At 67.4% G+C, this 25,958-nt stretch carries 22 protein-coding genes and 4 pseudogenes; 4 read left to right on the top strand and 22 right to left on the bottom strand.

Annotated features, from left to right (window positions below; translation table 11 throughout):
- Positions 1–194: 194 nt before the first annotated feature.
- From peaD to peaA, 4 genes are all read right to left on the bottom strand, one after another.
- Positions 195–1,307, bottom strand: coding sequence for a quinohemoprotein amine dehydrogenase subunit beta (gene peaD, locus C664_RS18120; RefSeq protein WP_004291881.1), 1,113 nt, complete (start codon positions 1,305–1,307; stop codon positions 195–197).
- A 76-nt stretch (positions 1,308–1,383) separates the two neighbouring features.
- Entirely contained in the window at positions 1,384–1,707 is a 324-nt protein-coding gene (gene qhpC / locus C664_RS18115) for a quinohemoprotein amine dehydrogenase subunit gamma (protein ID WP_004291879.1), read from the bottom strand.
- Positions 1,704–3,137 (bottom strand): quinohemoprotein amine dehydrogenase maturation protein, encoded by a 1,434-nt coding sequence (gene peaB / locus C664_RS18110; RefSeq protein WP_004291877.1) that lies wholly within the window; start codon positions 3,135–3,137, stop codon positions 1,704–1,706. The genes qhpC and peaB overlap by 4 nt, the downstream gene beginning before the upstream one ends.
- A 22-nt stretch (positions 3,138–3,159) precedes the next feature.
- Positions 3,160–4,779, bottom strand: a complete 1,620-nt coding sequence (gene peaA, locus C664_RS18105) for a quinohemoprotein amine dehydrogenase subunit alpha (protein WP_038012363.1) — start codon at positions 4,777–4,779, stop codon at positions 3,160–3,162.
- Between the two features lie 367 nt (positions 4,780–5,146).
- Here peaA and C664_RS21290 point away from each other — a divergent pair.
- Positions 5,147–5,292, top strand: a pseudogene (locus C664_RS21290) (IS110 family transposase); the annotation flags it as partial.
- Between the two features lie 16 nt (positions 5,293–5,308).
- On the opposite strand, the pseudogene C664_RS20740 reads toward C664_RS21290, so the two are convergent.
- The 5 genes and pseudogenes from C664_RS20740 to C664_RS18085 all read right to left on the bottom strand — a co-directional run.
- Positions 5,309–5,526, bottom strand: a pseudogene (locus C664_RS20740) (aldehyde dehydrogenase family protein); the annotation flags it as partial.
- A 46-nt stretch (positions 5,527–5,572) separates the two neighbouring features.
- On the bottom strand, positions 5,573–5,953 hold the full coding sequence (locus C664_RS18100; RefSeq protein WP_004291872.1) for a DUF779 domain-containing protein: 381 nt from the start codon (positions 5,951–5,953) through the stop codon (positions 5,573–5,575).
- Positions 5,954–6,039: 86 nt separating this feature from the next.
- Positions 6,040–7,560, bottom strand: a complete 1,521-nt coding sequence (adh, locus tag C664_RS18095) for an aldehyde dehydrogenase (protein ID WP_004291870.1) — start codon at positions 7,558–7,560, stop codon at positions 6,040–6,042.
- A 107-nt stretch (positions 7,561–7,667) separates the two neighbouring features.
- Positions 7,668–8,672 carry a U32 family peptidase gene (locus C664_RS18090; protein ID WP_004291868.1) on the bottom strand — a complete coding sequence of 335 codons (1,005 nt, stop codon included), beginning with the start codon at positions 8,670–8,672 and terminating at the stop codon, positions 7,668–7,670.
- On the bottom strand, positions 8,669–9,580 hold the full coding sequence (locus tag C664_RS18085) for a hypothetical protein (RefSeq protein ID WP_232435131.1): 912 nt from the start codon (positions 9,578–9,580) through the stop codon (positions 8,669–8,671). The genes C664_RS18090 and C664_RS18085 overlap by 4 nt, the downstream gene beginning before the upstream one ends.
- A 447-nt stretch (positions 9,581–10,027) precedes the next feature.
- Between C664_RS18085 and C664_RS18080 the strand changes: the two genes are divergently transcribed.
- Positions 10,028–10,936, top strand: a complete 909-nt coding sequence (locus C664_RS18080; protein WP_232435130.1) for a helix-turn-helix domain-containing protein — start codon at positions 10,028–10,030, stop codon at positions 10,934–10,936.
- On the opposite strand, the pseudogene C664_RS21075 reads toward C664_RS18080, so the two are convergent.
- From C664_RS21075 to C664_RS18060, 5 genes and pseudogenes are all read right to left on the bottom strand, one after another.
- Positions 10,858–11,370: pseudogene (locus tag C664_RS21075) on the bottom strand (ABC transporter transmembrane domain-containing protein); the annotation flags it as partial. The gene C664_RS18080 and the pseudogene C664_RS21075 sit on opposite strands and share 79 nt — an antisense overlap.
- 3 nt (positions 11,371–11,373) lie before the next feature.
- Positions 11,374–12,294, bottom strand: coding sequence for an MBL fold metallo-hydrolase (locus tag C664_RS18070; protein ID WP_004291860.1), 921 nt, complete (start codon positions 12,292–12,294; stop codon positions 11,374–11,376).
- Complete coding sequence (locus tag C664_RS21070; protein WP_004291858.1) at positions 12,291–12,530, bottom strand: DUF1289 domain-containing protein; 240 nt, start codon at positions 12,528–12,530, stop codon at positions 12,291–12,293. The genes C664_RS18070 and C664_RS21070 overlap by 4 nt, the downstream gene beginning before the upstream one ends.
- Positions 12,527–12,727 (bottom strand): DUF1289 domain-containing protein, encoded by a 201-nt coding sequence (locus C664_RS20455; protein WP_004291857.1) that lies wholly within the window; start codon positions 12,725–12,727, stop codon positions 12,527–12,529. Before C664_RS20455 ends, C664_RS21070 begins: the two co-directional genes overlap by 4 nt.
- Positions 12,728–13,059: 332 nt before the next feature.
- Positions 13,060–13,989 (bottom strand): hydroxymethylglutaryl-CoA lyase, encoded by a 930-nt coding sequence (locus C664_RS18060; protein WP_038012355.1) that lies wholly within the window; start codon positions 13,987–13,989, stop codon positions 13,060–13,062.
- On the opposite strand from C664_RS18060, the gene C664_RS20865 reads away from it, so the two are divergent.
- Positions 13,974–14,486: a hypothetical protein gene (locus C664_RS20865; RefSeq protein WP_198291551.1), complete on the top strand. Its 513-nt coding sequence runs from the start codon at positions 13,974–13,976 to the stop codon at positions 14,484–14,486. The genes C664_RS18060 and C664_RS20865 overlap by 16 nt on opposite strands.
- Positions 14,487–14,575: 89 nt before the next feature.
- Here the strand turns inward: C664_RS20865 and C664_RS18050 are convergent, their stop codons facing one another.
- The 6 genes from C664_RS18050 to C664_RS18025 form a co-directional block, all read right to left on the bottom strand.
- Positions 14,576–16,264 carry an AMP-binding protein gene (locus tag C664_RS18050; protein WP_004291851.1) on the bottom strand — a complete coding sequence of 563 codons (1,689 nt, stop codon included), beginning with the start codon at positions 16,262–16,264 and terminating at the stop codon, positions 14,576–14,578.
- A gap of 210 nt (positions 16,265–16,474) precedes the next feature.
- Entirely contained in the window at positions 16,475–18,478 is a 2,004-nt protein-coding gene (locus tag C664_RS18045; protein ID WP_004291849.1) for an acetyl/propionyl/methylcrotonyl-CoA carboxylase subunit alpha, read from the bottom strand.
- A 57-nt stretch (positions 18,479–18,535) separates the two neighbouring features.
- Positions 18,536–19,204, bottom strand: a complete 669-nt coding sequence (locus tag C664_RS18040; protein WP_004291847.1) for a DUF4126 domain-containing protein — start codon at positions 19,202–19,204, stop codon at positions 18,536–18,538.
- Positions 19,205–19,281: 77 nt separating this feature from the next.
- Positions 19,282–20,073, bottom strand: coding sequence for an enoyl-CoA hydratase/isomerase family protein (locus C664_RS18035; RefSeq protein WP_004291845.1), 792 nt, complete (start codon positions 20,071–20,073; stop codon positions 19,282–19,284).
- Between the two features lie 14 nt (positions 20,074–20,087).
- Positions 20,088–21,695, bottom strand: coding sequence for a carboxyl transferase domain-containing protein (locus C664_RS18030; protein WP_004291842.1), 1,608 nt, complete (start codon positions 21,693–21,695; stop codon positions 20,088–20,090).
- A 14-nt stretch (positions 21,696–21,709) separates the two neighbouring features.
- Positions 21,710–22,891, bottom strand: a complete 1,182-nt coding sequence (locus C664_RS18025) for an isovaleryl-CoA dehydrogenase (protein ID WP_004291841.1) — start codon at positions 22,889–22,891, stop codon at positions 21,710–21,712.
- Between the two features lie 161 nt (positions 22,892–23,052).
- On the opposite strand from C664_RS18025, the gene C664_RS18020 reads away from it, so the two are divergent.
- The gene (locus C664_RS18020; protein WP_004291839.1) at positions 23,053–24,120 is read left to right on the top strand and encodes an AraC family transcriptional regulator; all 1,068 of its coding nucleotides are present in this window, start codon (positions 23,053–23,055) and stop codon (positions 24,118–24,120) included.
- An 11-nt stretch (positions 24,121–24,131) separates the two neighbouring features.
- Here C664_RS18020 and C664_RS18015 read toward each other — a convergent pair whose 3' ends face one another.
- Together C664_RS18015 and C664_RS18010 are read right to left on the bottom strand one after the other, a co-directional pair.
- Positions 24,132–25,202, bottom strand: coding sequence for a toll/interleukin-1 receptor domain-containing protein (locus tag C664_RS18015; protein ID WP_004291838.1), 1,071 nt, complete (start codon positions 25,200–25,202; stop codon positions 24,132–24,134).
- A 42-nt stretch (positions 25,203–25,244) separates the two neighbouring features.
- A pseudogene (locus C664_RS18010) lies at positions 25,245–25,958 on the bottom strand (hypothetical protein); the annotation flags it as partial.

The raw sequence follows: 25,958 nt of genomic DNA, 5'->3' as shown, positions 1-25,958 counted from the left end.
CACAGGCCGGCGCCCAGCACCGCCAGGTTGCCGGCGGCGGGCAGCGCGGCGCACGACAGCGCGGCGGCCGGCAGGGCGAGCCAGATCGCCGGGCGGGCGTTCGTTCGGTGGTCATGCATGGCTCGGCTCCGGAAGGGGCGCCGCGCCCGGCGCGGCGCCATGTGCGGCATGGGCTTGCATGGCGCCAGCCGGCCTCAGCGGCGCACCAACCGCATCGAGCTGAGCACCTGATCGCCGCGGCCGACGATGATGGTGCCCTTCTTCTCCAGCGTGTCGCTGTCATGGACGACGATTTCGTTGATGGTGCCGCCGATGTACAGCTCCTTGCCGTCGGACGACACATTGACGGTGTAGAAGGTGTGGTCGAGATCCACCCGCTTGAGCAGCGTGTTGGTGTCGAGGTCGGTCTTGGTGAGCTGGGTGTACACCGTGTAGGCCTCGTTGCGGCGCACCGGGTTGATGGCGGTGGAGAAGAACATCACCGTCGCGTCCTCGAACTCGGAGAAGCGCACCCTGTCCTTCTCGATGTCCAGCGCCCAGATGCCGGCCCGCAGCGACTCCTTGCCATCCTTGTCCTTGTGCGTGATGAAATAGGGCGTGGCGAACTCGTTGGCCTGCTCGAACTGCGGCGACACCGACAGCGAGTCCGGCTCGCCGTAGCCTTCGCGCTTCCAGCTCTTCCACGGGTGCGAGCCGATCTGCTCGCCGGTCTTCGGGTCGAGCACCAGCATGTCCCAGGTGAAGGTGTACAGGCGCTTGTAGTCGGGCGAATAGGCCAGCGTGGTCGCCCGGCGCGGGGCGGGCAGCTTGCGCACCGGCTGGGCATTGGTGCCAGCGCCGGTATCGTAGATGGCGATGTACGGGTCCAGCACCTCGTATTCGCCCGGCTTCAGGCGCGTCGGATTGACGTATACCGCCAACTCCTTGCCGTCCGGGCTGACGTCGATGGCGAAATGCGCCTTGACGCGGATGTCGGGCGTGGACAGCTCGGCGCGGAAGACTTCCTTGCCAGTGTCCAGGTCGATGCCGGACACGCTTTCCCAGCGGTTGTGGATGGCGTAGGCCACCTTGCCGTCCCGCGATACTGCGATGCCAGCGACGCTGTTGCCCGGCGCGGTATTGGGGATTTCGTGGGTCTTGACCACCTGGCGCGCCTCGGCGTCGACGACGACCAGCTTGTTGGGGCGCACCGCGGTGACGAGGTAGTCCTTGGCGGCCAGGCTGGCCTGGCTGAGTAGGCTCATGCCGAGGCCGACGATGCCGAGCGTAAATGCCTTGCGCAGGGTCGATTGCTGCTTGTTTTTCATTGCGAGAGTCTCCTGGCGCGGTAGCCGTGCCGCCGCGCCGTATGCATTGGCGGGATTAGTGAGGCCGGCTTCTCTTTTATTTGGGGAAAACCGACTGCAGCTTGGTCCAGTCCTGCACGGCGGCGTCCTTGTCGGTCGCCCAGTCGGTGTAGTTGTGCAGGGTGTCGGGCACCTGCGCCGGCCACCAGCAGGGATCGGCGCAGCCGTAGAGGTCGGCTTCCATCGGCTGGCACAGCCCGGCGACGCCGAGGAAGGCGTCGACTTCCCAGCCTGGGTCGAAGGTCGTGGCGCAGCCGACGACCGTCTGCATCGCCATCACTTCCTCGGCCTCGTTCCCGCCCTTGGCGACCGCCACCTCGACCTGGTGGGCCTTCGCGTTCATCGCTTTCATGTGCTTCATAGCTGGATACTCCTCGTGCTCAGGTGTTGTCTGAAAAAGCCCGGGTTCTTGACCAGGATTTCCGTATAGATCTCGATACCGAAGTCCACCCAGTCGCGCATCAGGTCGCAGTAGTGGTAGGTGGGGGACAAGGGGTCGCCGAAGTGGGCGTAGGACTCGTGGTAGCAGCCGCCGGCGCACAGGTTGCGGATGCGGCAGGTGGAGCAGCCCTTGTCGGCGCGGTCGGTGGCCTTCTCCAGGAAAGCGCCCAGCGCCTCCTTGGCGATGCCCTCGTCAACGTTGCCGAAGCGCGGCATGTCCGAGCCGGTGAAGCGATGGCACAGGTTCAGGTCGCCCTTGTGGTCCACCGCCAGCAGGCCGACGCCGGCGCCGCAGGGCAGGGCCTTCTTGCGCCCCTCGTACAGGTCGCTCATCAACTGGTGCATGTTGGAGAAGCCGTTGTTCTCGCCGCGCAGCGCCGCGTCGCGATAGTCGCGGCCAAGCGCCTTCATGCCGTCGAAGACCGCCTGCAGCTCGCCGGCGTCCAGGTTGAACGCCGTCAGCGGCCCCGAGGTGGCGGGCGCGAACCCGACTTCGAAGAAGCCTAGCTCGCCCTTCAGGTGCTTGTGGATGGCGAGCACGTCGGTGTAGCCCGCAGTCATCGTCACGCGCACGCCGACCGGCTTGGAGCGGTAGCGTTCCAACAGCATCCGCGCCTTGGACGCCACCACCGAGTAGGTGCCCTTGCCGCCGACGGTGAGTCGGCGGCGGTTATGCACCGCCTCGGGGCCGTCCATGCTGATCGACAGGCCGAAGCGGTGGCGGTCGAGGTAGTCGACGATGTCCTCGGTCAGCAGCGTGGCGTTGGTGGTCATCGAAAAATCGATGTGCTTGCCTTCCTCTGCGCAGCGGTGCTCGGTGTAGTCCACCACCTGCTTGATCAGCGCCAGGTTGGTCAGCGGCTCGCCGCCGAAGAAGATGACGTTGATGCGGTCGTGGACGGCGCCCTCGGCGAGCAGCAGTTCGATGCTCTTGCACGCGGTGTCGAAGTTCATTCGGCGTCCCTTGGCCGGGACGTCCAGATCCTCCTTGTAGCAATAGGTACAGCTCAGGTTGCAGCCGGTGTTGACGTTCAGCACCACGGTGCTGATCGGAAAGGAACGGATCTCGGTGCGCAGGCCCAGGTCGGGGCCTGCGGGTGCGTCGCACAGGATTGACAGCTCGCGGAAGCTCTCGAAGGTCTGCGCCAGGTCGGATGCCGTGACGCGGCCGTCGAAGCGTTCGCGCATGCCATCCAGCGAGACGCGGTCGTTTTCCTTCAGGAAGTCGAGCAGCGAGCCGCCCACCTCGTCCAGCTCGAACAGGCCGCTGGATGGGATGTGGAACAGCATCCGCCGTTCGGGCAGCTTCACGTCGTGGAAGCTGTGGCGGTTGACGAACAATGTGGTCATGGGGTCGGCTCCTTTGCGTGCTTCAGCGCAGCGGCGGATCGTTCCAGCGCTGCAGGGTCACGATCAGGTGTTTGCTGGCGCTGAGCTGGCGCCCGGCGTCGTCGACGGTCGCCGTCACCGCAAGCTCGCCGGCGTTGTTGGTGCCGAACCTGCGCTTGGGGTTGGGGCCGGCATCGCCTGGGATGAATAGGCCGTCCGCCCGCAGGGTGCCGGCGTAGGCCGTGTCCTGCATCTCTTCGGCGAAGGCGTTGGCGTTGGCCATCGACCAGGTGGCAGGGAAATAGCCCAGGCGGATGTCGTCGGCCGTGCCCTGCTTGCCGTCGGGGCCGAAGGTGTAGCCCACGCTCTCGAATTGGACCGGGACTTTCGGCAGCGGGCCCTTGCCGCCGCCGACCACGGCCATCGCCTGCTCCGGTTCGACGGCCACGTAATCGACGTTCCGGTAGAGGGCGAGCCCCTGCTGCAGGCGGGCGTTGCCGACCGCTGCGGCGCGCACGCCGTCCTTGCCTGTGCCATCGGCCTGCGCTTCGACCACCACCTTGCCGGCGGCGCGCTCGACCACCCTGGCGACCGTGATGCTGTCGCCCAGGCTCACATCGCCCGACAGGTTGTTGCCGTAGAGGGTGACGCGCTGGGTCGTGCCAGCCTTGATGTGGGTCGGTTCGACCGCCAGCAGGCGCTCTGCCGAGCCCTTGCCGCTGCGGGCGGCGAGCAGGCGGCCGCCGATCGCATCGATGCCGTTCTCGTACCAGCGGCCGGACAGCGTCTGGCCGTCGGGCGACAGCGTGAACACCTGGCGCACGTCCATGCCGTCCTGCTTGACGGAAGCGCGCCACTCGTAGCCGGTGTAGATGATGGCTTCGCCCTCGGCGGTTTCGCGCTGGCCGTCGGCATAGTCGAACTGGAACTTCACCTTGTAGCGGTCGGCGCCGGCGCGGTCGGCCTCGATCGTCGCCACGCCTTCGTAGGCGCCGCGGCCGGGGCGGTGGCCGACGAAGCGCCAGGTGCCGGCGGCGCTGGCCCGCTCGCGTTGCTGCCATTGCTGCCAGGCGCCGCTGTCGTTGGGGTACAGCTTGCCGAGAATCGCCGGCACCTGCGTCGTCGCCAGCTCCCACCAGTTGCGGTCGCGGCCGCCGGCCTGGATCTCGATCACCGGATACTGGCCCACGTGGTAGTGGGGCAGCTTGGCCCAGTCGGATTCCGTGCGGCGCTGCAGCGCGATGCGGCCGTAGGAGTGGCAGCGCGCACACGTGTCGAAGGCCGGCTTGGCTTCGCCCTGCACGCTTTCGACGCGGTTGAAGTCGCGCTCGATCAGGTAGCGATAGCCGTCGGTTTCCTGGGGCGCCAGGCCGCGCGTGTCAGCCAGGTACTTGACCACCGCAGCGCGCTCGTCGGCGCTCAGCTTCACGCCGTGGCTGATGATCATCCGCGCCACCGTCATGTCCCAGCCTTCGGGGGTGCGGCGGCTGTCGCCGATGCGGGCCAGTTGCCCGTCTTCGGCCGGCGCGTGGCAGGTGATGCACTTGCTGTTGACCAGGGCTTCGCCCTGCGGCGCGGCCTGTGCCGGGGCAGCGAGAAGCGGCGCCGCCAGGCTCGCGGCCAGCGCGAGCATGCGGGGTTTTCTCCCGTGTACTTTCTCCATTGAGTGGTCTCCTTCGTGAATCTGGATTGGCGTGGCCGCGCATGGGCAGGCGGCTTCGATGTCGAGCGGCGGTGCAGCCCATACCGGGCGCCGCGAAACGACTATAGGAGGGAAGGCGTCCGGGACTTATCGGGAAACGGCCAGAGGCGGCGGCCACCATATCAAGAATCGGCCACGTGTTTTCATGCGTGGAAGCGAGGACCGCCGGGTGCGGAAATACCCCGCCGCGCGTGGGGACGGAACCGGCGGATGCTCGGGGAGCAGGCAAAAAGAAGCGGCCCGAAGGCCGCCTGAAAACTCACTTTCGTGAGATGGGGGATAAGGCGTGGCTCCTGCGTCGCCGGCTGCGGCACGAGGGCGGGAGGGCGCCATCAAGACCTTCTACGAGCTTCTCATCGCGGTCGGAAAACTGCCCAGATCGCCCTGGTCGCTTGCATGCGCAAGCTGCTCATCACCCTTAACGCCATGGTTCGCACCAACACGCCGTGGGGCAATTCTCTTCATCTTGCTTGACTCGGAAGACGGTTACTCAGGAGAGCCCGAGCTTGTTCTCGCTGTAGCTGGCGAGCAGGTTCTTGGTCCGCTGGTAGTGATCGAGCATCATCTTGCGGGTTTTGCGCCCGATGCCCGATTCCTTGCAGCCGCCGAAGGCTGCATGCGCTGGATAAAGCGTGGTAGCAGTTGGTCCACACCCGCTCGGCCCATGCGGTAGGTCACGTTACCGTTGCGGCTCCACACCCATACGCCGGGCGAAGAGGAACACGGCGCCTCTTAGCAGGAAGGGCTGCAGCGGCTAGCGGCCGCGGGCACGATCCTCGGCCTCCACCTCGGCCATCTCGGCATCGTCGAACAGCCGCGACCGGGTCAGGAAGGCCTTGCCGGTGCCGCCTTCCAGCGAGAAGGTGCCGCCCGTCCCTTCCACCACGTCGATGATCAATTGCGTGTGCTTCCAGTATTCGTATTGCGACGCGCTGATGTAGAACGGCACGCCGCCGATCTCGCCGAGATGGACGTCGTATGGGCCGATGGTCAGATCGGTGGGCAGGTAGCAGTTGGCGGCGCTGTTGTCGCAGCAGCCGCCGGACTGGTGGAAGATCAGCTCGGCTCCATGCTCGGCCTTGAGCTGGTCGATCAATTCGAGCGCCGCAGGTGTGGCGATGACGCGCTTGACCATGATTGTCTGCTCCGCAGTACAAGTGTCGGGGGCAGTTGCCTGCCCCCGACCAAGCGCCCGCAAGCAGGCGCGGGAGGAGAGCCGTCTCAGAAGAAGCCGAGCTTGTTCTCGCTGTAGCTGACGAGCAGGTTCTTGGTCTGCTGGTAGTGGTCGAGCATCATCTTGTGGGTCTCGCGCCCGATGCCCGACTCCTTGTAGCCGCCGAAGGCCGCGTGCGCCGGATAGGCGTGGTAGCAGTTGGTCCACACCCGCCCGGCCTGGATCGCCCGGCCCATGCGGTAGGCCACGTTGCCGTTGCGGCTCCACACCCCGGCGCCCAGCCCGTACAGCGTGTCGTTGGCGATCGAGAGCGCCTCGGCCTCGTCCTTGAAGGTGGTCACCGCCAGCACCGGGCCGAAGATCTCTTCCTGGAAGATGCGCATCTTGTTGTGGCCCTTGAACAGCGTGGGCTGGATGTAGTAGCCCTCGCTCAGCTCGCCGCCCAGATTCGCCTTGTCGCCGCCGATCAGCACTTCGGCCCCTTCTTCCTCGCCCAGCGCCAGGTACGACTGGATCTTGCTCATCTGCTCGCGCGAGGCCTGCGCGCCCATCATCGACTCGGTGTCGAGCGGGTGGCCGTGCTTGATCGCCGCCACCCGCTTCAACACCCGCTCGATGAACTGGTCGTAGATGCTTTCCTGGATCAGCGCCCGGCTCGGGCAGGTGCACACTTCGCCTTGGTTGAAGGCGAACAGCACCATGCCTTCGATCGCCTTGTCGAGGAAGGCGTCGTCCTTGTCCATGACGTCGGCGAAGAACACGTTGGGCGACTTGCCGCCCAGCTCCAGCGTGGCCGGGATCAGGTTGTTGGCCGCGGCCTGGGCGATCACCCGCCCGGTCGAGGTCGAGCCGGTGAAGGCGATCTTGGCGATGCGCTTGGAGGTCGCCAGCGGCATGCCCGCTTCGCGCCCGAAGCCGTTGACGATGTTGAGCACGCCCGGCGGCAGCAGGTCGGCGATCAGCTCGACCAGCACCATGATCGAGATCGGCGTCGATTCGGCCGGCTTGAGCACCACGCAGTTGCCCGCGCCCAGCGCCGGCGCGAGCTTCCACGCCGCCATCAGGATCGGGAAGTTCCACGGGATGATCTGCCCGACCACGCCCAGCGGTTCGTGCAGGTGGTAGGCCACGGTGTTCTCGTCGATCTCGCTGATGCTGCCTTCCTGCGCGCGCAGGCAGCCGGCGAAGTAGCGGAAGTGATCGACCGTGAGCGGGATGTCGGCGTTGAGGGTCTCGCGGATCGCCTTGCCGTTGTCGACCGTCTCGGCGTAGGCCAGCCGCTCCAGGTTCTGCTCGATGCGATCGGCGATCCTGAGCAGGAGGTTGGCGCGATCGGCCACCGGCGTCTTGCTCCAGCCCGGAAACGCCGCGTGCGCCGCGTCCAGCGCCAGCTCGATGTCCTCGGCCGTCGAGCGCGCCGCCTGCGTATAGACCTGGCCGCTGATCGGCGTCACCACGTCGAAGTACTGGCCCTTGACCGGCGCCACCCAGCGCCCGCCGATGAAGTTGTCGTACCGCTCCTTGTGCTGCACCGGGGCCCCGGACTGGCCGGGCATTGCGTAGATCATCTCGATGTCTCCTCGTGTAATGATGATGGTGGTTGGACAAATGTCCGCGTGGCAGTCCCCGTTCCATCTTCACGGGGTGCTGTAAACGATCGGGGGGCAACTGGCATCTAATGCCCGAGCACCTCCGGGTAGTAGCACATGTATCCCGTTCGGCAGTGCTGCTCGGAGGGCCTCAAGGCCTGCGCAAATTGCATGATGTGTTCATCGTCCTCCCCTGCCTCGGCGCGGTCGAGAACCGCCTTGACCATGCGCACGCTGGCCAGCTTCCTGGCCGTGGGCGCTTCCCTGCCGGCGATCTTCACGGCAGCGATTCCGCCTCTCAGCAGGATGGGCAGCGCGCACAGTCCGCAAGGGCCGAAGGGCATTCCCGCCGCATTCGTCGTGAATCCGCAGGAGAAGCGATACCAGAGCCATTTCCGGTATTCCTCGTCATTGTCGCGAAGCCTGTCGAGGGCGGAGCCATCCAGCTTTCCGCCGCTACGCCGCCTGTAGTGAGGGGTGTGATTGTCCAGGCAGATCGGGCCGCCCAGGTTCTGTGGCAGGTGGAGTGTGGCGCACGCGCCTTCTTCGAACACGCAGCCATCGTTGAGGATGAAGGCTTCGATTTCGATGCCTGGCACTTCGGCGGCGATTTCGCAGGCCTCGCCAACCGTCACATCGCGCGGCAGGATCATCCGTGATGCACCCAGTTCCTTGCAAAGCCGAGCAGCGCTGCTGTTGCGGCAGGTCGCCACGGAACTGACGTGGATGCGCGACAGCGGCACGTGCTGGAACAATTCGCCGACCAGCCCCAAATCGGACACGATCAACGAGTCTCCACCGATTTGCAGGAAGGTGTCGGCGAGTGTGATGGTGGCCGCGATCTGTTCGTCGGTGTAGCTCTGCGCATTCAGGACCAGCGAGATCGAACCTCCGTGCCGATGCGCGGCGTCGACGGCGCGGCGGAGCTCGGCATGATCACGAAAATTGCCCGATGGCCGCCGGTTGGCATTCACGGCACGGAACCTGCCGATCCATTCGTCCGGGACGAAGCCGCAATAAAACTCCCGGGCACCGGCGCGCACCAGCGCTTCGGCTTCCTCCACGCTGGCAATGGGTGCGACGATCTTCATATTGCCTCCCCCGGCACGACGATCCGGCTGATGAAACCCTGCTCGACTGCGCTCCTCACGGCATCGAGCATCGTCGCCGAATGCTTGCTGATGATGGAATTGCCGACCTGATAGACCTCCCGTGTGTCACGGAAGCCGGGCCGTTCGAGTTGTGCACTGACCTTCAGGCATTCCTTCCTGCATTTGCGCCCGACGGCGAATCGCTCCGATCCCCGGATCGAACTCGATCCGACCCGGCACATCCTGCCCTTGGCAACGCAGGCAAATGGAACATGGACGCCGGTCGGCAGCGGCAGTGTGGAAAACGTGCCGGCATCGGTGGAGAGCGGCACGTCGATTTCCATTCGGCGGATGCTCAGACGGGCGAACATCGCCCGCAAAGGCCGCGGATCGAATCTGAACGTGACCGCCTGGCTGGCCTGGCCGAGCCGAGGATCCTTCATCATCCGGCACAGCAGCCGGCCGGCTATCAGGTGGAGTGCCGGAAAACGCTCGCGTACGAAATGCGCCGCGCCCCAGTCGTTGACGATCACCTCGCTGCCATCCGGAAGGGATGGCAGCAATTCGCCGAGATCCCGGATGAGCTGTGGCGAAGCGATCGGTGTGAGCAGGCACACGCAGCAGTGCACCGCCTGCGCATGGGCGATCGCTTTCTCCCAGGCCCTCAGCCCAGGCAGAAGTTGCTCGCAGAACTCGCTGCCGACGTACAGGTGGGTGGGCGTGAAGTTCGCGAGCCATGAGGCCAGCTCAGTGTCGCCCAGCGCGGCCTGCCAGTAGGCGTGCCGGGTGGAGGGGTTGCCGACTTTGGCAAGCGACATCGGGTTGACCATCGATACCGCAAGTTCGAGGGGACTTCCTCCGAATCTTTGCGGCTCGATACTTTCGACGATCGATGCTGTTGCGGCCATGTTTGTCTGCCCCCGGTGCTGACCCGTCCGATGCGGGTCGAATTGCTGCTGGCGGGAAAGGGCCGGCCGGCGGGGCCGACGCATCCAGCCTTGATGCGAGTTTTGCGGCATGTTAGGGCTGGGCAGGAGCGGGAGGTATCGTGAAACGGCCATAGCGTCTGGCTGGCGCTATCAAGAATCGGCCAGACGCCGAAGCGAGGCGCCGCCTGCTATTGCGATGCCCCGGCCACGGACCTAATCTTGAAGAAGCCGGCGGAATAACCGCCCCCTGGCGAGTGAACTTGCGTACCAGAGGCCGCATCCATGCGGTGGCGCTTGAGGAGACGAATCCAGATGATGAACACTGGCCTGCCCCTGGGCCAGGCGGCATCGCGCCGGTCGACCGAGCGATGTTCCGTCATCCCCACCGACGACCCCTGTGTGCATGCGGCCAGCCTTCGCGGCTGGATGCAGGACTACCTGCAGCTATCGGCAGGGCGCTTTCTGGGCGAGATCATCGAAATGACGATCGGCCCGATCCAGATCTTCCGCGAGACGATCTGGCAGTGCGTGGACGAGAAAGCCAATCCGCGGCGCAACAGCTACACGGTCGGTGTGCCGGTCTATATGGAGGAAGGCGGCTACTGGCAGGGCTATCACGTGGCACGCAATTCGCTGATGATGCTGCGCCCCAACGAGGAACTGCATTTCCGCACGCCGAAGAAGTCGACGATCCTGGTGGTGGTGATCGACCGCGACGTGTTCGATGCCTTCGCACGCGATACCATGGGACGGGATGCGCCATTGCCGATCTCGGGCTCGCACACGCGCGAGCTGCCGGAGGCGGTCGCCCGCCCTTTGCGGGTGTCGCTGAAGGAAGTGCTGTCATCGGCGGTATCGACGCCGGAGGTGCTGGAGCACGAGGGCTCGATGAAGGCGATGATCGAGACCATCCTGAGCGCCGTGCTGCACGCGGTGCTGGCATGCTCGGCGGAAAGCGAGGCGGCGCGCAGCAGCCATTTCGTGCAGCGCGCGATCGTCGAGCGTGCCCGGCAATACGTCCTTGCCAACCGTGAGAGTCCGCCGACGGTCACCGAGTTGAGTGCCCATCTCAAGATGAGCCGGCGGGGGCTGCATCACGCCTTCATGAACGTGCTGGGCATCAACGTTGTCACCTTTTTGCGCTACGTCAGGCTTCATGGAGCGAGAAAGGATCTGCTGATGGCGGGTCCCGAGGGCTCGGTAAATGAAATAGCTTGTAAGTGGGGATTCTGGCACATGGGTATGTTTTCCGCCTATTACAAAGCTTTGTTTGGCGAACTGCCATCTGCGACACTGCGCAAGACACCCTGTATTTCCATCACGTCGGGGCACTGATCAGCGCAGAAGCCTCTGGCGCGAACCGAGCACCTATGCTCCCTGGTTTCGACGCAGTGCGGGCCGGTTAGCAGGTGCAGTGATCCCTGGTACAGCGGCTTATGGTTGCGGGTCGCCAGTTTCGCGCGCTCGTCGGCTTCGCGCCGCGACACCTGGATGAACTTCATCGCCGGCAGCGTCTCGACCAGGAAGCTCGACACGTCCGCCGCGCGCTCGCGCACCGTGCGCGCTTCCACCTTGCGCCGCATCCAGCGCAGCCAGGCCGCCTCGAGCGGCACCAGCACCAGCACCAGCACCAGCAGCGACAACTGCCACGACAGGCTCAGCATCAACACCAGCGCGCCGACCAGGCCGATGACGCTGCTGACCGCGGCGAACAGGCGGTCGACGGCGAAGCGCTGGAGCTCCACCACATCGCCCTTCAGCCGCCACATGGTTCAGCTTGCAACCAGCGCGCCGTGCTCCCGCCGCGCCACGCCGGCCCGCTCCAGTTCCTTGACCAGCCAGGCGGCCAGCGCATCGGGGGCCAGGCCGAGGAAGCGCTGGTTGGCCTCGCGGTACAGCGGCGTCTCGTCGAGATGGCGCGGCAGTTCGTCGAGCGCCATGCTGCGCACGTCGAGCAGCCTGAAGGTGATGCAGGCGCGGATGGCGTTGCGCGCCATGCGCGCGCCGTCGGCTTCGAAGGCACGCAGGCGGGCGAAAGCGCGCTCGAGCGCATCGTCGAATTCGGCGAAGGGCGCGCCATGGCCGGGGATGACCGCATCCACCGCCAGCCGGCCGATGGCTTCGAGCGCTCGGCGCGCCTCGCCGAGCGCATCGCCGGTGCCGAGCACGTCGGCGAACAGGATACCGAAGCCGTCGCGCCACAGCGCGTCGCCCGACATCAGGATGCGGCGCTCGGCGTTGTAGTAGGCCAGCGCGTCCATGTCGTGGCCGGGCGTGGCAATGGCCTGCCATTCCAGCTCGCCGGCGACGAAGCGCTCGCCCGCTGCGAGCGTGGCGTCGGCCTGAAAGCGTTCGCCGGCCTGGTCGATGACGCTGAGCAGCAGCGCGGCTTCGTCCCATGCCGCCACCGCCTGCGCCATGCCCGCCGGCACCGTGATGGTGCAGCCGAAGGCGCGCTGCACGGCGGCGTTGCCGCCGATGTGGTCGGAGTGCGAATGGGTGTTGACCAGGCGGCCGAGCTGCCGGCCTTCGAGCGCGGCGTGCAGCAGCGCCACGGTCTGCGCCGCGTGCGTGACGTAGCCGCTATCGACCAGCGTGGCTTCGTCGCCGTCGAACAGCAGCACGTTGTTGGCCGACAGCCAGCCGCGTTCGAGCACGCGCAGCGTATCGGGCAGGCGCGGCGGTGTGCTCAATCTCCGTCCTCTGCGGCAGGCGCTGCACCAGCAGCCGGCGTGTCAGCAGCCACTGCATCGGCTGCCGGCGATTCAGCCGCCGGCGCACCATCCCCGGGCGCTCCGCCGGCCTGCGGCGCGGCTTCGGGCGTGTCAGTCGTGCCGTAAATTTCGTCGGCCGTGCGGCCGCAGCCCAGGCAGACGCCCGACTCCCAGTCGATCATGCAGACGCCGACACACAGCGCATCACCACTCATTCGCGCACCTCCACCGGCTGGCCGGCTTCCTCCAGCCACACGCGGCGCTCGGCCACGGCGGCGAGGATGGACCGGCGGTCCTCATCCGTCGTGCGGCTCCAGCGCGCGATCTCCTCGATCGTGCGCTGGCAGCCTTCGCACCAGCCCGTTTCTGGACTCATGCGGCAGACGTTGATACAGGGCGAAGCAAGACTCATGACGGCTCTCTCAGTGGGGCGCGGACGGCGCATGCATGTGCGCCATCTCGTCGGCGGCAGGCCGGATTATGACCGAGTCGGCGCAGACCGGGCCGAAACGCCGCCGCGGCGCTCCTCCCCCAAGCCCTGAACGGGCGCCCCCAAGCCGGGCGCACCTGACCGCAATACCGTTCGTTCAAGCAGGAGCCTCTTTCACCGTAGGAGCGGCTTCAGCCGCGAACAAGCGCTTTTCGCGGCTGAAGCCGCTCCTATACGACGAGCGAAATCTCCCAAGTGAACGGCATTGCTCCTAACCGGGTGTCCTCTTCCGCAAAGGGCGGGGGCATCCGGTGCTACATGCCGGCAGCTTTCGCCCGCTTGGCCAGCACCGCGCGCGCCACGCGCGATGCCGGCTCGCGTTCCAGCTGCGCGCTGATCCAGGCCGCCACGTCGACCAGCGCGTCGAGGTCGATGCCGGTATCGATGCCCAGCCCGTTCAACAGCCAGACCACGTCCTCGGTGGCGACGTTCCCCGAGGCGCCCGCCGCATACGGACAGCCGCCCAGGCCGCCGACCGAGGCATCGAACACCGCCACACCCATCTGCAGCGAAGCATGGATGTTGGCCACCGCCATGCCGTAGGTGTCGTGGTAGTGGCCCGCCAGCCGCTCGGCCGGCACCCGGCGCATCACCGCGTCTAGCATGCGCGCGATGCTGGCCGGATTGCCGGTGCCGATGGTGTCGCCCAGCGATATCTCGTAGCAGCCCATCTCGATCAGCGTCGCCGCCACCTCGGCCACCGCCTGCGGCGCCACTTCGCCTTCATAGGGGCAGCCGGCAACGCAGGACACGTAGCCGCGCACCCTGACGCCCGCCGCCCGCGCCGCCTCGGTGACGGGGCGGAAGCGCTCGAGCGATTCGGCGATCGAGCAGTTGATGTTCTTGCGGCTGAAGGATTCGGACGCCGCGCCGAACACCGCCACTTCGGTCGCGCCGGCGGCCAGCGCAGCCTCGAAGCCCTTCAGGTTGGGCGTCAGCACCGGATAGGCGACGCCCGGCGCGGCGGCGGCCAGCACGCGGCTCAGCACTTCGGCGTTGTCGCCCATCTGCGGCACCCACTTGGGCGACACGAAGGAGGTCGTCTCGATCGCCTGCAGCCCTGCCGCCTCCAGGCGGCGGACGAGTTCGACCTTGGTGTCGGCGGACACCAGCCGCTTTTCGTTCTGCAGCCCGTCGCGTGGCCCCATCTCGACGATGCGGACTTTCCGTGGAAGCTGTTTCATTTCATCCCATCCAAGCAACACGTTTTCATATGGGCAAGTGCTCTCGCAACATTGCAAAGACTATTCACGCATCCTATCCTCAGTTGCTTCCCGATGAGGTCGCGCAAGCAATGGTGATCCAGCTCGCTCTCAGTACTCTGCTCGTAACATCGCTCCTTGGCTGCGCCGGGCTTCCGCCCCATTCGAATCCCCCTCGGCATCTCGACGAGGTTTTCGTCAAGGATTTCCGTTCCATCGCTCCGCTCGACTGCACCACGGCCGACGTTGCCCTCACCCACACGGAAGCCGCGACCTTCTTCAGCCGCGCCCGCGTACTGAGCTCACGGCAAATTGCCGACAACTACCCGGTCGCCCCGTGTTTCGTGGAGGGCACCCTGCGCGCGGACGGAGAACGCTGCGACTGGCGCATCACCGCAGCAGCAACTGGCTTCATTCGCTGCGGCCCGAATGAATGGCACTTCGCCTGCGACGACTGCGACGAACTCCTCAGCGATTGAGCCTCCTCTTCGGCTCCGCTTCATCGTCCATCCACAGCGGCAGTCCGGAACGCGCAGACGAAGCGTCCGGCGACGGGCAAAGCCCCCCCTCAGGCGGTCTTCACTTCGTCGAGCCCGAGCGTTTCCTTCATCTTCTGGCGGATCAGGAACTTCTGGATCTTGCCCGTCACCGTCATCGGGAAGCTGTCGACGAACTGGATGTAGCGCGGGATCTTGTAGTGCGCGATCTGGCCCTGGCAGAAGGCGCGCACGTCGTCCTCGCCGATCGAGCCTTCCTCGCGCAGGATGATCCAGGCACACAGTTCCTCGCCATATTTCTGGTCGGGCACGCCGACCACCTGCACGTCGAGAATCTTCGGGTGGGAATAAAGGAACTCCTCGATCTCGCGCGGGTAGATGTTTTCGCCGCCGCGGATCACCAGGTCCTTGATGCGGCCGACGATGTTGCAGAAGCCCTCGTCGTCGATCACCGCGAGATCGCCGGTATGCATCCAGCCGGCGGCGTCGATGGCTTCCCGGGTCCTGACCTCGTCGCCCCAGTAGCCGAGCATCACCGAGTAGCCGCGGGTGCATAGTTCGCCCCGCATGCCGCGCGGCACGATGCGGCCTTCGCTATCGACGATCTTCACTTCCAAGTGCGGCATGATGCGGCCGACGGTGGACACGCGGCGGTCGATGGGGTCGTCGGTGCCGCTCTGGAAGCTGACCGGCGAAGTCTCGGTCATGCCGTAGGCGATGGTCACTTCGGCCATGTTCATCTTGTCGATGACGCGCTTCATGACCTCGATCGGGCAGGAGCTGCCGGCCATGATGCCGGTGCGCAGGCTGGAGAGATCGAATTCGGCGAAGCGCGGATGGTCGAGCATGGCGATGAACATCGTCGGCACGCCGTACAGGGCGGTGCATTTCTCCGCCGCGACCGCCTCCAGCACCGCCAGCGGCTCGAAGGCCTCGGCCGGGTAGACCATGGTGGCGCCGTGGGTCAGGCAGCCGAGGTTGCCCATCACCATGCCGAAGCAGTGGTACAGCGGCACCGGGATGCACAGGCGGTCGCCCGGCACCAGCTTGATCGCCTCGCCGACGAAGAAGCCGTTGTTGAGGATGTTGTGGTGCGACAGCGTGGCGCCCTTGGGGTGGCCGGTGGTGCCGGAGGTGAACTGGATGTTGATCGGGTCGTCGAACTGCAGCTTCTCGGACAGCACGGCGAGCGCGGTGAGTTCCTCGCGGCTGGGCGCGCGCACCAAGTCGTCGAAGTTGAGCATGCCGGGCGACCTGTCGGCGCCCATGCGGATCACCATCTCCAGGCTGGGCAGGCGGTGGCTGCGCAGCAGGCCGGGTTCGCAGTGGCCGAGCTCGGGGGCGAGGTCGGCGATCATCTCGAGGTAGTTGCTGGTCTTGAAGGCGGGCGACAGCACCAGCGCGCGGCAGCCCACCTTGTTGAGCGCGTACTCGAGCTCGGAGCGGCGGTAGGCGGGGTTGATGTTGACCAGCACCAGGCCGGCCTTGGCGGTGGCGAACTGGGTCAGCGCCCACTCCATGTTGTTCTGCGACCAGATGCCGATGCGCTCGCCGGGCTCGAGGCCCAGGCGCATCAGGCCGCAGGCGAGCGCGTCGACGCGGCTCTTCAGTTGCGCGTAGGTCAGGCGCACGTTCTGGTGGCGCACCACCAGCGCCTCGCGCCCGGCGTGGCGGGCGCAGGCCTCGTCGAAGAAGCGGCCGATGGTCTGGCCGATCAGTTGCTTGTCGGATGCGCCGTGAACGTAGCTCTGGGTACTCATCGTGTCGTCCTCTCTCCTCTCGTTCTGATGATGCTTTCTCGCGGTGCGCGCTGCGCTCGATCCGGCTGGCGCGCGCCGATGCCGCCATTTTTCGCGGCTTCCGCCGCTCCCACAGGACAAGTGCGCACCGGCCCCGTGGGAGCAGCTGTCTGTGGGAGCGGCGGAAGCCGCGATCGGCACGCGGGCCAACGACTGACGGTCAGCAGCGACTCATGCCGCGGCGGCCTCGAACTCCACCAGCTCGGCGCCGTCGCCGACCTGGTCGCCGACACCGAAGCGGAAGGCCTTGACCGTGCCGGCGGAGGGCGCGGTGATGGTGTGCTCCATCTTCATCGCCTCCAGGATCAGCAGCGGCGCGCCCTTCTCCACCTTGGCGCCCTCGGCGGCGACCAGCGCGATGACCTTGCCCGGCATCGGCGCCAGCAGCCCGCCTTCGGCACCGCCGCCCTCGCCGCCGTGGTGCAGCGGATCGACCGCGGCGAGTTGCCAGGCCCGGCCCTTGGCGAACACATGGCGACGGCCCGCGGCGGCGATCACGGTAGCGTCCATGCGGGTGCCGTCGAGCTCCACGCGCAGCAGGCCGCGCGGGTTGAGCTCGCCGCGCGCCTCGACGCTGCGGCCATCGATCGTCAGCCGGTACGCGCCGGGCAGGTAGGCGACCTCGACCGTGCGGTCGGTCTCGCCGTGGCGGAACAACAGCGTGCGGCGCGCGGTGGCGTTCATGCGCCAGCCGTCGCGCGCATGCCAGGGCGAGCGTGCATCGGCCGTGCGCTGGGCGCGCTTGTCGGCGAGCACCGCCTCACGCAACAGCTCGGCAAGCGCGGCAATCTGCAGCACCTCGTCGGGCACGCCTTCCTCGGCCGGGAAGAGGTAGGTCTTCTCGCGCTCGATCAGGCCGGTGTCGAGGTCGGCGCCGGAGAACGCCGGGCAGGCGGTCAGGCGCGACAGGAACTCGATGTTGTTGGCGACACCCACCACGCGGTAGTCGGCCAGCGCCTGCAGCATGCGGGCAAGCGCGCGGTCGCGGTTGATGTCCCACACGATCAGCTTGGCGATCATCGGGTCGTAGTGCGGGCTGATCTCGTCGCCCTCCTCCACACCGGTATCGACGCGCACGTGCAGGCTCTCGGCCGGCGGCGCCAGGTGCACCAGCCTGCCGGTGGAGGGCAGGAAGCCCTTGGCCGGGTCCTCGGCGTAGATGCGCGCTTCCAGCGCATGACCGCGGATCTGCAGCTGCTCCTGCGCCAGCGGCAGCTTTTCGCCCGAGGCCACGCGCAGCTGCCACTCCACCAGGTCCAGCCCGGTGATCATCTCGGTGACCGGATGCTCGACCTGCAGGCGGGTGTTCATCTCCATGAAGTAGAAGGAGCCGTCCTGATTGGCGATGAACTCGACCGTGCCGGCACCGACGTAACCCACCACCTTGGCCGCATCGACCGCGGCCTTGCCCATCGCCGCGCGGCGCTCGAGCGTCATGCCCGGCGCGGGCGCCTCTTCCAGTACCTTCTGGTGGCGGCGCTGCACCGAGCAGTCGCGCTCGAACAGGTACACCACGTTGCCGTGGGTATCACCGAAGACCTGGATCTCGATGTGGCGCGGCTTGGTGATGTACTTCTCGACCAGCACGTGGTCGTCGCCAAAGCTGGAGATGGCCTCGCGCTTGCACGAGGCGAGCAGGTCGATGAAGTCCTCGGAGCGTTCCACCAGGCGCATGCCCTTGCCACCGCCGCCGGCCGCGGCCTTGATCAGCACCGGGTAGCCGATGGCGTCGGCCTGCTGGTGCAGGTAAGCCGGTTCCTGGTCGTCGCCGTGGTAGCCGGGCGTGAGCGGCACGCCGGCCGCTTCCATCAGCTTCTTGGCCTCCGACTTCGAACCCATGGCGCGGATCGCTGCCACCGGCGGGCCGATGAAGACGATGCCTTCGCGCTCGCAGGCGTGGCAGAAGTCCTCGTTCTCGGACAGGAAGCCGTAGCCGGGGTGGATGGCCTGGGCGCCGGTGGCCTTGGCCGCGGCGATGATCTTGTCGATCACCAGGTAGCTCTCGCGCGCCGCCGCCGGCCCGATCAGCACCGCCTCGTCGGCCAGGCGGACGTGGCGGGCATTGGCGTCGGCCTCGGAATACACCGCGACGGTCTTGATGCCCATGCGGCGGGCGGTCTTGATCACCCTGCAGGCGATCTCTCCACGGTTTGCGATCAGGATCTTGTCGAACATGTCGTCTCCAGCTTCTTGTCGGAATTCAGCAATCTGTCTTTGCGCTTGATGCAGTCGTCACGGCGCGGGCAGCTCCGGTCGCAATCGGGGCCGGAACACACGCCGCAGGCAGCGCCACAGCAACACGATCAGCGCCACCGCCAGCACCAGGAACACCACCAGCGCCACCAGGAACCACAGCGGCTCCTGCAGCAGCATCCACAGCCCGCCGGCGAACAGCGCGTCCTCGCCGAGCGAGGTGGTGACGTTGGTCACCGGCTCGGGCGAGGTGTTGATCGCAACCCGCGCCCCCGCCTTGACGAAGTGCGTGCCCGCCGCCAGCGTGCCGCCGGCCAGGGCTGCCGCCAGCTGCACCGCACCCGCCTGGTCCCCCATCACCGCCGCGGCCAGCGCCGCACCCGCCGGGATGCGGATGAAGGTATGCACCGCGTCCCACATCGAATCGAACCAGGGCAGCCTGTCGGCGAAGAACTCGGCCAGCAGCATCACCCCGGACACCCCGAGCAGCAGCGGATGGGTCAGCACCTCCAGCCCGCCCGGCAACTGCACGCCGCCGAAGCGACCGAGCGCGCCGAGCACGAACACCAGCGCGTACAGCCGCAGCCCGCTCGCCCAGCCCAGTCCCGCCGCCAGCGCGGCAAGCGAGGCCATGTCCAGCGGCAGACCGCTCCAGTCGAGCAGCGCGGTGAGCTCGGTCGGCCAGCTGCTGAAGGCGTAGGCGTCCATGGCGATGTCCCCCGGTGTTCTCGAGACTCAGCCGGCGAGGCGGTCCGGGCGCTGCGAGGCCGGGGCTTGTCCGCGCCTCAGCCCTGCTCGATCCACGCCGCCGGGCGCTTGTCGAGGAAGGCGGCCAGGCCTTCCTTGGCCTCCGGCGTGGCGCGCAGGCTGGCGATGCGGCGCGCGGTGTCTTCCACCACCGCGTCGCTCACCGGCCGGTTGGCCACCGCGCGGATCAGGTCCTTGGCCGCGGCCTGCGACTTCGGGCCGCCCTGCAGCAGGGCTTCGACCACTTCCTTCACCTTGGCGTCCAGTTCCTCGCTCGCCACCGCCTCGTGTGCCAGGCCCAGATCGGCCGCGCGTGCCGCGTTGATGCGCTCGGCAGTCTGGAAGTAGCGGTAGGCCTGGCGCTCGCCGATGGCACGGATCACGTAGGGACTGATCGCCGAGGGGATGATCCCGAACTTGACCTCGGAGGTGGCGAACACCGCCTTGTCCCCCGCGATGCAGATGTCGCAGGCGCTCGCCAGGCCCATGCCGCCACCCAGCGCCGCGCCATGCACGCGCGCGATCGTCGGCTTCTTCATCTCGGCCAGGGTGCGCAGCATGCCGGCGAGCTTCATCGCGTCGGCGAAGTTCTCCGCCTCGCTCGCCTCGCCGGCGGCCTTCATCCAGTTCAGGTCGGCGCCGGCGGAGAAGCTCTTGCCGCGTCCGGCCAGCACCACCGCGCGCACCGCATCATCGGCATCGAGCTCGATGCAGGCGGTGGTGAGGTCGGCGATCAGCTGCGCGTTGAAGGCGTTGTGCACGTCCGGACGATTCATCCAGATCGTCGCCACACCGGCTTCGCGGGCGATCTCCAGGGTCTCGTAGCTCATGTCTCGACCTCCCCTTACATCCGGAACACGCCGAACTTCGTCGGCTGGATCGGCGCATTGAGCGCGGCCGACAGCGACAGGCCGAGGATGCGCCGCGTCTGCGCCGGATCGACCACGCCGTCGTCCCACATGCGCGCGGTGGCGTAGTAGGGGTGGCCCTGGAACTCGTACTGCTCGCGGATCGGCGCCTTGAAGGCCTCTTCCTCTTCCTTGCTCCAGCTGCCGCCCTTGGCCTCGATGCCGTCGCGACGCACGGTGGACAGCACGCTCGCCGCCTGCTCGCCGCCCATCACGCTGATGCGCGAGTTGGGCCACATCCACAGGAAGCGCGGCGAGTAGGCACGGCCGCACATGCCGTAGTTGCCGGCGCCGAAGCTGCCGCCGATGAGCATGGTGATCTTGGGCACCTGCACGGTGGCCACCGCCGTCACCATCTTGGCGCCGTCCTTGGCGATGCCGCCGTTCTCGTACTTGCGGCCGACCATGAAGCCGGTGATGTTCTGCAGGAACAGCAGCGGGATGCCGCGCTGGCCGCACAGCTCGATGAAGTGCGCGCCCTTCTGCGCCGATTCGCCGAACAGGATGCCGTTGTTGGCGACGATGCCCACCGGGTAGCCGTGGAGTTGGGCGAAGCCGCACACCAGGGTCGTGCCGTAGCGCGCCTTGAACTCGTCGAAGCGCGAGCCATCGACCACGCGGGCGATGATCTCGCGCACGTCGAAGGGCTTGCGGGTGTCGGTGGGGATGATGCCGTAGATCTCTTCCGGGTCGTACAGCGGCTCTTCGCCCTGGCCGAGCGCCAGGCCGATCGGCTTGGTGCGATTGAGGTTGGAGACGATGCGGCGCGCGATGTAGAGCGCGTGGGCGTCGTTCTCGGCCAGGTGGTCGGCCACGCCGGAGAGCCGCGTATGCACGTCGCCGCCGCCCAGGTCCTCGGCGCTCACCACCTCGCCGGTCGCCGCCTTCACCAGCGGTGGGCCGCCGAGGAAGATCGTGCCCTGGTTCTTGACGATGACGGTCTCGTCCGACATCGCCGGCACGTAGGCGCCGCCGGCGGTGCAGGAACCCATCACCACCGCGACCTGCGGAATGCCCCTGGCCGACATGTTGGCCTGGTTGTAGAAGATGCGACCGAAGTGGTCGCGGTCGGGGAAGACCTCGTCCTGCCGCGGCAGGAAGGCGCCGCCCGAGTCGACCAGGTAGATGCAGGGCAGGTTGTTCTGCTCGGCAATCTCCTGCGCGCGCAGGTGCTTCTTGACCGTCATCGGGTAGTAAGTGCCGCCCTTCACCGTGGCGTCGTTGGCCACGATCATGCATTCGACGCCCTGCACGCGGCCGATGCCGGTGATGACGCCGGCGCTCGGCGCCTCGTCGTCGTACATGCCGTAGGCCGCCATCTGGCCGACCTCGAGGAAGGGCGTGCCCGGGTCGAGCAGGTGGCCGACGCGGTCGCGCGGCAGCAGCTTGCCGCGCGCGGTGTGCTTGGCGCGCGCCGCCTCGCCGCCGCCGAGGCTCACCTGCGCAGCCTTGGCGCGCAGATCCTCGACCTGGGCGCGCAGGCTGGCGGCGTTGGCCTGGAAGTCCTCGCTGCGGGTGTTGATGCTGGATTTGATCACGCTCATCGCAGACGCTCCGTTCAGCGGGTTTCGGAGAACAGTTCGCGGCCGATCAGCATGCGGCGGATCTCGCTGGTGCCGGCACCGATCTCGTACAGCTTGGCATCGCGCCACAGGCGGCCGGTCGGATACTCGTTGGTATAGCCCACGCCACCCAGCGCCTGAATCGCCTCGCCCGCCATCCAGGTCGCCTTCTCGGCGGTGTAGAGGATCACGCCGGCAGCGTCCTTGCGCAGCGCGCGCGCGTGGTCGGCACGGTCGCAGGCCTGGCCCACGGCGTAGGCATAGGCGCGGCAGGCGCTCCAGGTGGAGTACATGTCGGCGATCTTGCCCTGCATGAGCTGGAACTCGCCGATCGGGGTGTCGAACTGCTTGCGCTCGTGCATGTAGGGCACGACCACGTCCATGCACGCGGCCATGATGCCGAGCGGACCGCCGGACAGCACCGCGCGCTCGTAGTCCAGTCCGCTCATCAGCACCTGCACGCCGCGGCCGATGTTGGCCTCGCCGCCGAGCACGTTCTCCAGCGGCACCTCGACATCGTCGAAGAACAGCGGGAAGGTGTTGGAGCCGCGCATGCCCAGCTTGTCGAGGTGGGTGCCGCAGGAGAAGCCCTTCATGCCCTTCTCGATGATGAAGGCGGTGATGCCCTTGGGGCCGGCGGCGAGGTCGGTCTTGGCATAGACCACCAGGGTGTCGGCGTCGCCGCCGTTGGTGATCCACATCTTGCTGCCGTTGAGCACGAAATGGTCGCCCTTGCGGTCAGCGCGCAGCTTCATCGACACCACGTCGGAACCGGCGTTGGGCTCGGACATCGCCAGCGCGCCGACGTGGTCGCCCGAGATCAGCTTGGGCAGGTACTTCTGCTTCTGCGCCTCGGTGCCGTTGCGGCGGATCTGGTTGATGCACAGGTTGGAGTGCGCGCCGTAGGACAGGCCGACCGAGGCCGACGCGCGCGAGATCTCTTCCATCGCCACGATGTGGGCCAGATAGCCCATGTCGGTGCCGCCGTACTCCTCGCTCACCGTCATGCCGTGCACGCCGAGGTCGCCCAGCTTCTTCCACAGGTCGGCGGGGAATTCGTTGACACGGTCGATCTCGGCCGCGCGCGGCGCGATCTCCGCGGCACAGAAGGCCTGCAGCGTGTCGCGCAAGGCGTCGATGGTCTCGCCGAGGTTGAAGTTCAGGCTGGGCACGTTCATGGGGTGTCTCCTTCTCGAGGTTGTCCTGGCGCGCCGGGCTTCCTGCGCGAATCCATTATGGACGGCGCATGCCCGAGGATGGACCGAGATTAGCTGCGCACGGTGGCCCATGAGTGCCATCATGGTTGCAATTCATGCCACGCCAGATAGCATTCCGGCACATGAAGATCCTCACGCCGTCGCCCACCGAGCTGACCATCGGCCGCGCTGCCACGCCGATCGCATTCATCCGCGCGATCGTCACCGGCTACCGCCGACTGGGCATGGATCCCGCCAACGCGCTCGCCCAGGCGCAGATCCCGTCCGCGCTGCTCGAGACCCCCGACGCGCGCGTCACCGCGGCGCAGATGGAAGTGATGTCGGGCGTGGCCATGCAGGAACTCGACGACGAAACCCTGGGCTGGTTCTCGCGGCGGCTGCCCTGGGGCAGCTACGGCATGCTCTGTCGCGCCTCGCTCACCTCGCCGACGCTCGAAGTGGCGCTCAAGCGCTGGTGCCGGCACCACCGCCTGCTCACCGAAGACATCGTGCTGGACTTCAGCCAGCCGCGCGGCAGCGCCACCATCCGCATCGTCGAGCACACCGGACTGGGCGAGCTGCGCGAGTTCTGCCTCGTCTCCACCCTCCGCTACCTGCTGGGCTACGCCTGCTGGCTGGTGGATTCGCGCATCGCACTCGCCGAGACGACCTTTCCCTTCCCTGCCCCGCACCACGCCGACGCCTACCACTACCTGTTTTCCGGCCCGGTGCGTTTCGACGCCGACACCGCGAGCCTGTCGTTCGATGCGCGCTATCTCGAACTGCCCGTGCGGCGCGACGAGAAGGCGCTGCAGACCATGCTGCAGCGCGCGCTGCCGCTCACCGTGCTGCAGTACCGCCGCGACCGCCTGCTGGTGCACAGCGTCGCCCAGATCCTGGCCACCGACCCCGCTGCCGCGCACACCGCCGAGGACGTCGCCGCCCAGCTCAACACCTCGGTCCGCACCCTGCACCGCCAACTCAAGGAAGAAGGCGTGTCCCTGCAGCGGCTGAAGAACGAGGCCCGCCGCGAACGTGCGATCAAGCTGCTGCTGCAGACCCGCAAACCGGTGAAGCAGATCGCGGCCGCGGTGGGCTTCGACAGCGAGAAGAGCTTCGCGCGGGCGTTCCGGGAGTGGACGGGGGTGGCGCCGAGTGCGTACCGGATCGGCGCTTCAGCGGAAACGCCGCAGCCCGCTTCACCGCGCTGAGTCCCCCGGGATCAACCCACCGAGGGACTCAACACCGCCTCGATTGCCCTCACCACCGCCGCGCTTACCGCCTGCCAGTTGGCGTTGTCGATGCGCGGGGTCTGGTAGCGCAGCAAGGGCCTGAGCGCCTCGGGCAAGGCGTCCTCCGCAGGCAACGGGGCATCGTCCACCAGCAAGGGCAGGATGCGTTTCTGCCCTGCAAGCAGGGACGCGAGTTCGAATCGCAACACGTCGCCCTCGTCCCACAGCCGCGGACGCCCCTGTGCATCGCCCGCCATGAAACCGTGCCCGATCAGCACCACGCCGACCTTGCAGGCCGCGATCGCCGCGCCGATCGTCTCGCGCCAATCCGCGCTCGGGTCGATGCCGTGCAGGTCCATGAACACGCGGCGCGCGCCGAAATGCTCGATCAGGTCGTCGCGCAGGCGGCCGGCGGCCATGCCGGTGTCCGCACGGCGGTAGGAGATGAAGATGTCGGCCTGCGCGGCGAGCGTCCCCAGCAACAGCCGCGCAAGCGGCCCGGTGCTGTTGATCCAGGGCACGGCCAGGCTCAGGAACTGCGTCTGCCTCAACCCCGGCACGGGCGCCTCGCCCCAGGTCCGCAGGATCTCGTGGAACACCTCGCGCGATTCGCCGCCGGCGAAGGGAATCGGCAGCACCGGCTTGCCGGCGTCGATGAAGCGGCGCGCAATCGCAAGCGAGCCACTGCGCCCGCCGATCATCACCGCCGCGCCGGCACGGCCGATCGCCTGCTCGATCCACTCGTCGTAGTCGGACAGACGTACCGTGCACTCGACCGGCGCCGCAAAGCCTTCGCCCGGCAGGAAATAGCCGCGCTGAAAATGCGGCAGCCACAGTTGCTGATAGCCCGCCTCCGGCGCCAGGCCCCGGCGCAGACATTCCGCCCAGAAAGCACGCGCCGCGACCTTGTCGACCCCCGGCGTGTTGCCGGTGAGCAGCCCGAATCCGCTGCGCGCCAGCTCGCGGCCCACCATGTCGGCGAGGCGCCGGAACGGCCGATACCAGGGCAGCGGAACGGTGAACGTGGTGCCAACGACGAGGATGTGCGGGTAGGCGGGCATGGAGGCATCCCCTCGGTGGCTCGTGCGCCTTTCATCCAGGCCCTAGAGCAGATTGCTCGGATTGCTGCACACCGGACGCGACGCGAGCGGCGCGGGCGCCCGCCCGGAGAGGTCGATCGTCACCCCATAGTAGGAATTGGAATTCGCAAAGGGCGCGGTGCGCTGGCCCAGCTCCAGCCGGAAGGGCGCGCGTCCCGGCGCGCTGCCGGAGAAGACCCGCTGCCACTCGCCGGCACCGAACTCCTCGCAGGCGATCTCGGTCAGCGTGACGCCACGCACCCGCATCGCGCCGACGATGTCATAGGGCGGCTCGGCGCCCACCTCCATCCAGTTCATACCCAGCGTCTTCGCCGCGGGCGCGCCGGTCACCGAGACATCCAGGTTGCCCAGGCGACCGCTCGCCGACAGCTCGCGCGAGCGGGGCTTGGCCGCCCAGCGCACGCCGGCCAGGCGCTGGCGCAGACTCGCCAGCGGCACCGCCTCGCCTGCCGCCGCCGGCAGGGCTGCCAGCAAGGCGTCGGTGGCCGCAGCGCTCGCGGTGACCTTGCCCCAATCCGCCACGCACTGCTCGTCGGCCCAGCGCGCGGCATCGGCACTGCGCGACACATAGGCCTGGCGGCATTCGGCCAGGAAACGCGGACGCGCCTCGGCCGGCACCGCCAGAGGCGCCGGCGCCACCGACCCCGCCGCGGCGTCGACAGCCGGCGTGGTCACCGCCGGCGACCGGGCTGCAGGCGCCGCATCCCCCGGCGCCCG

It is taken from the genome of Thauera sp. 63 (genome assembly GCF_000310165.2).
GTDB classification, from domain to species: domain Bacteria; phylum Pseudomonadota; class Gammaproteobacteria; order Burkholderiales; family Rhodocyclaceae; genus Thauera; species Thauera humireducens.
This window is presented reverse-complemented; position numbering and strand designations above follow the sequence as displayed.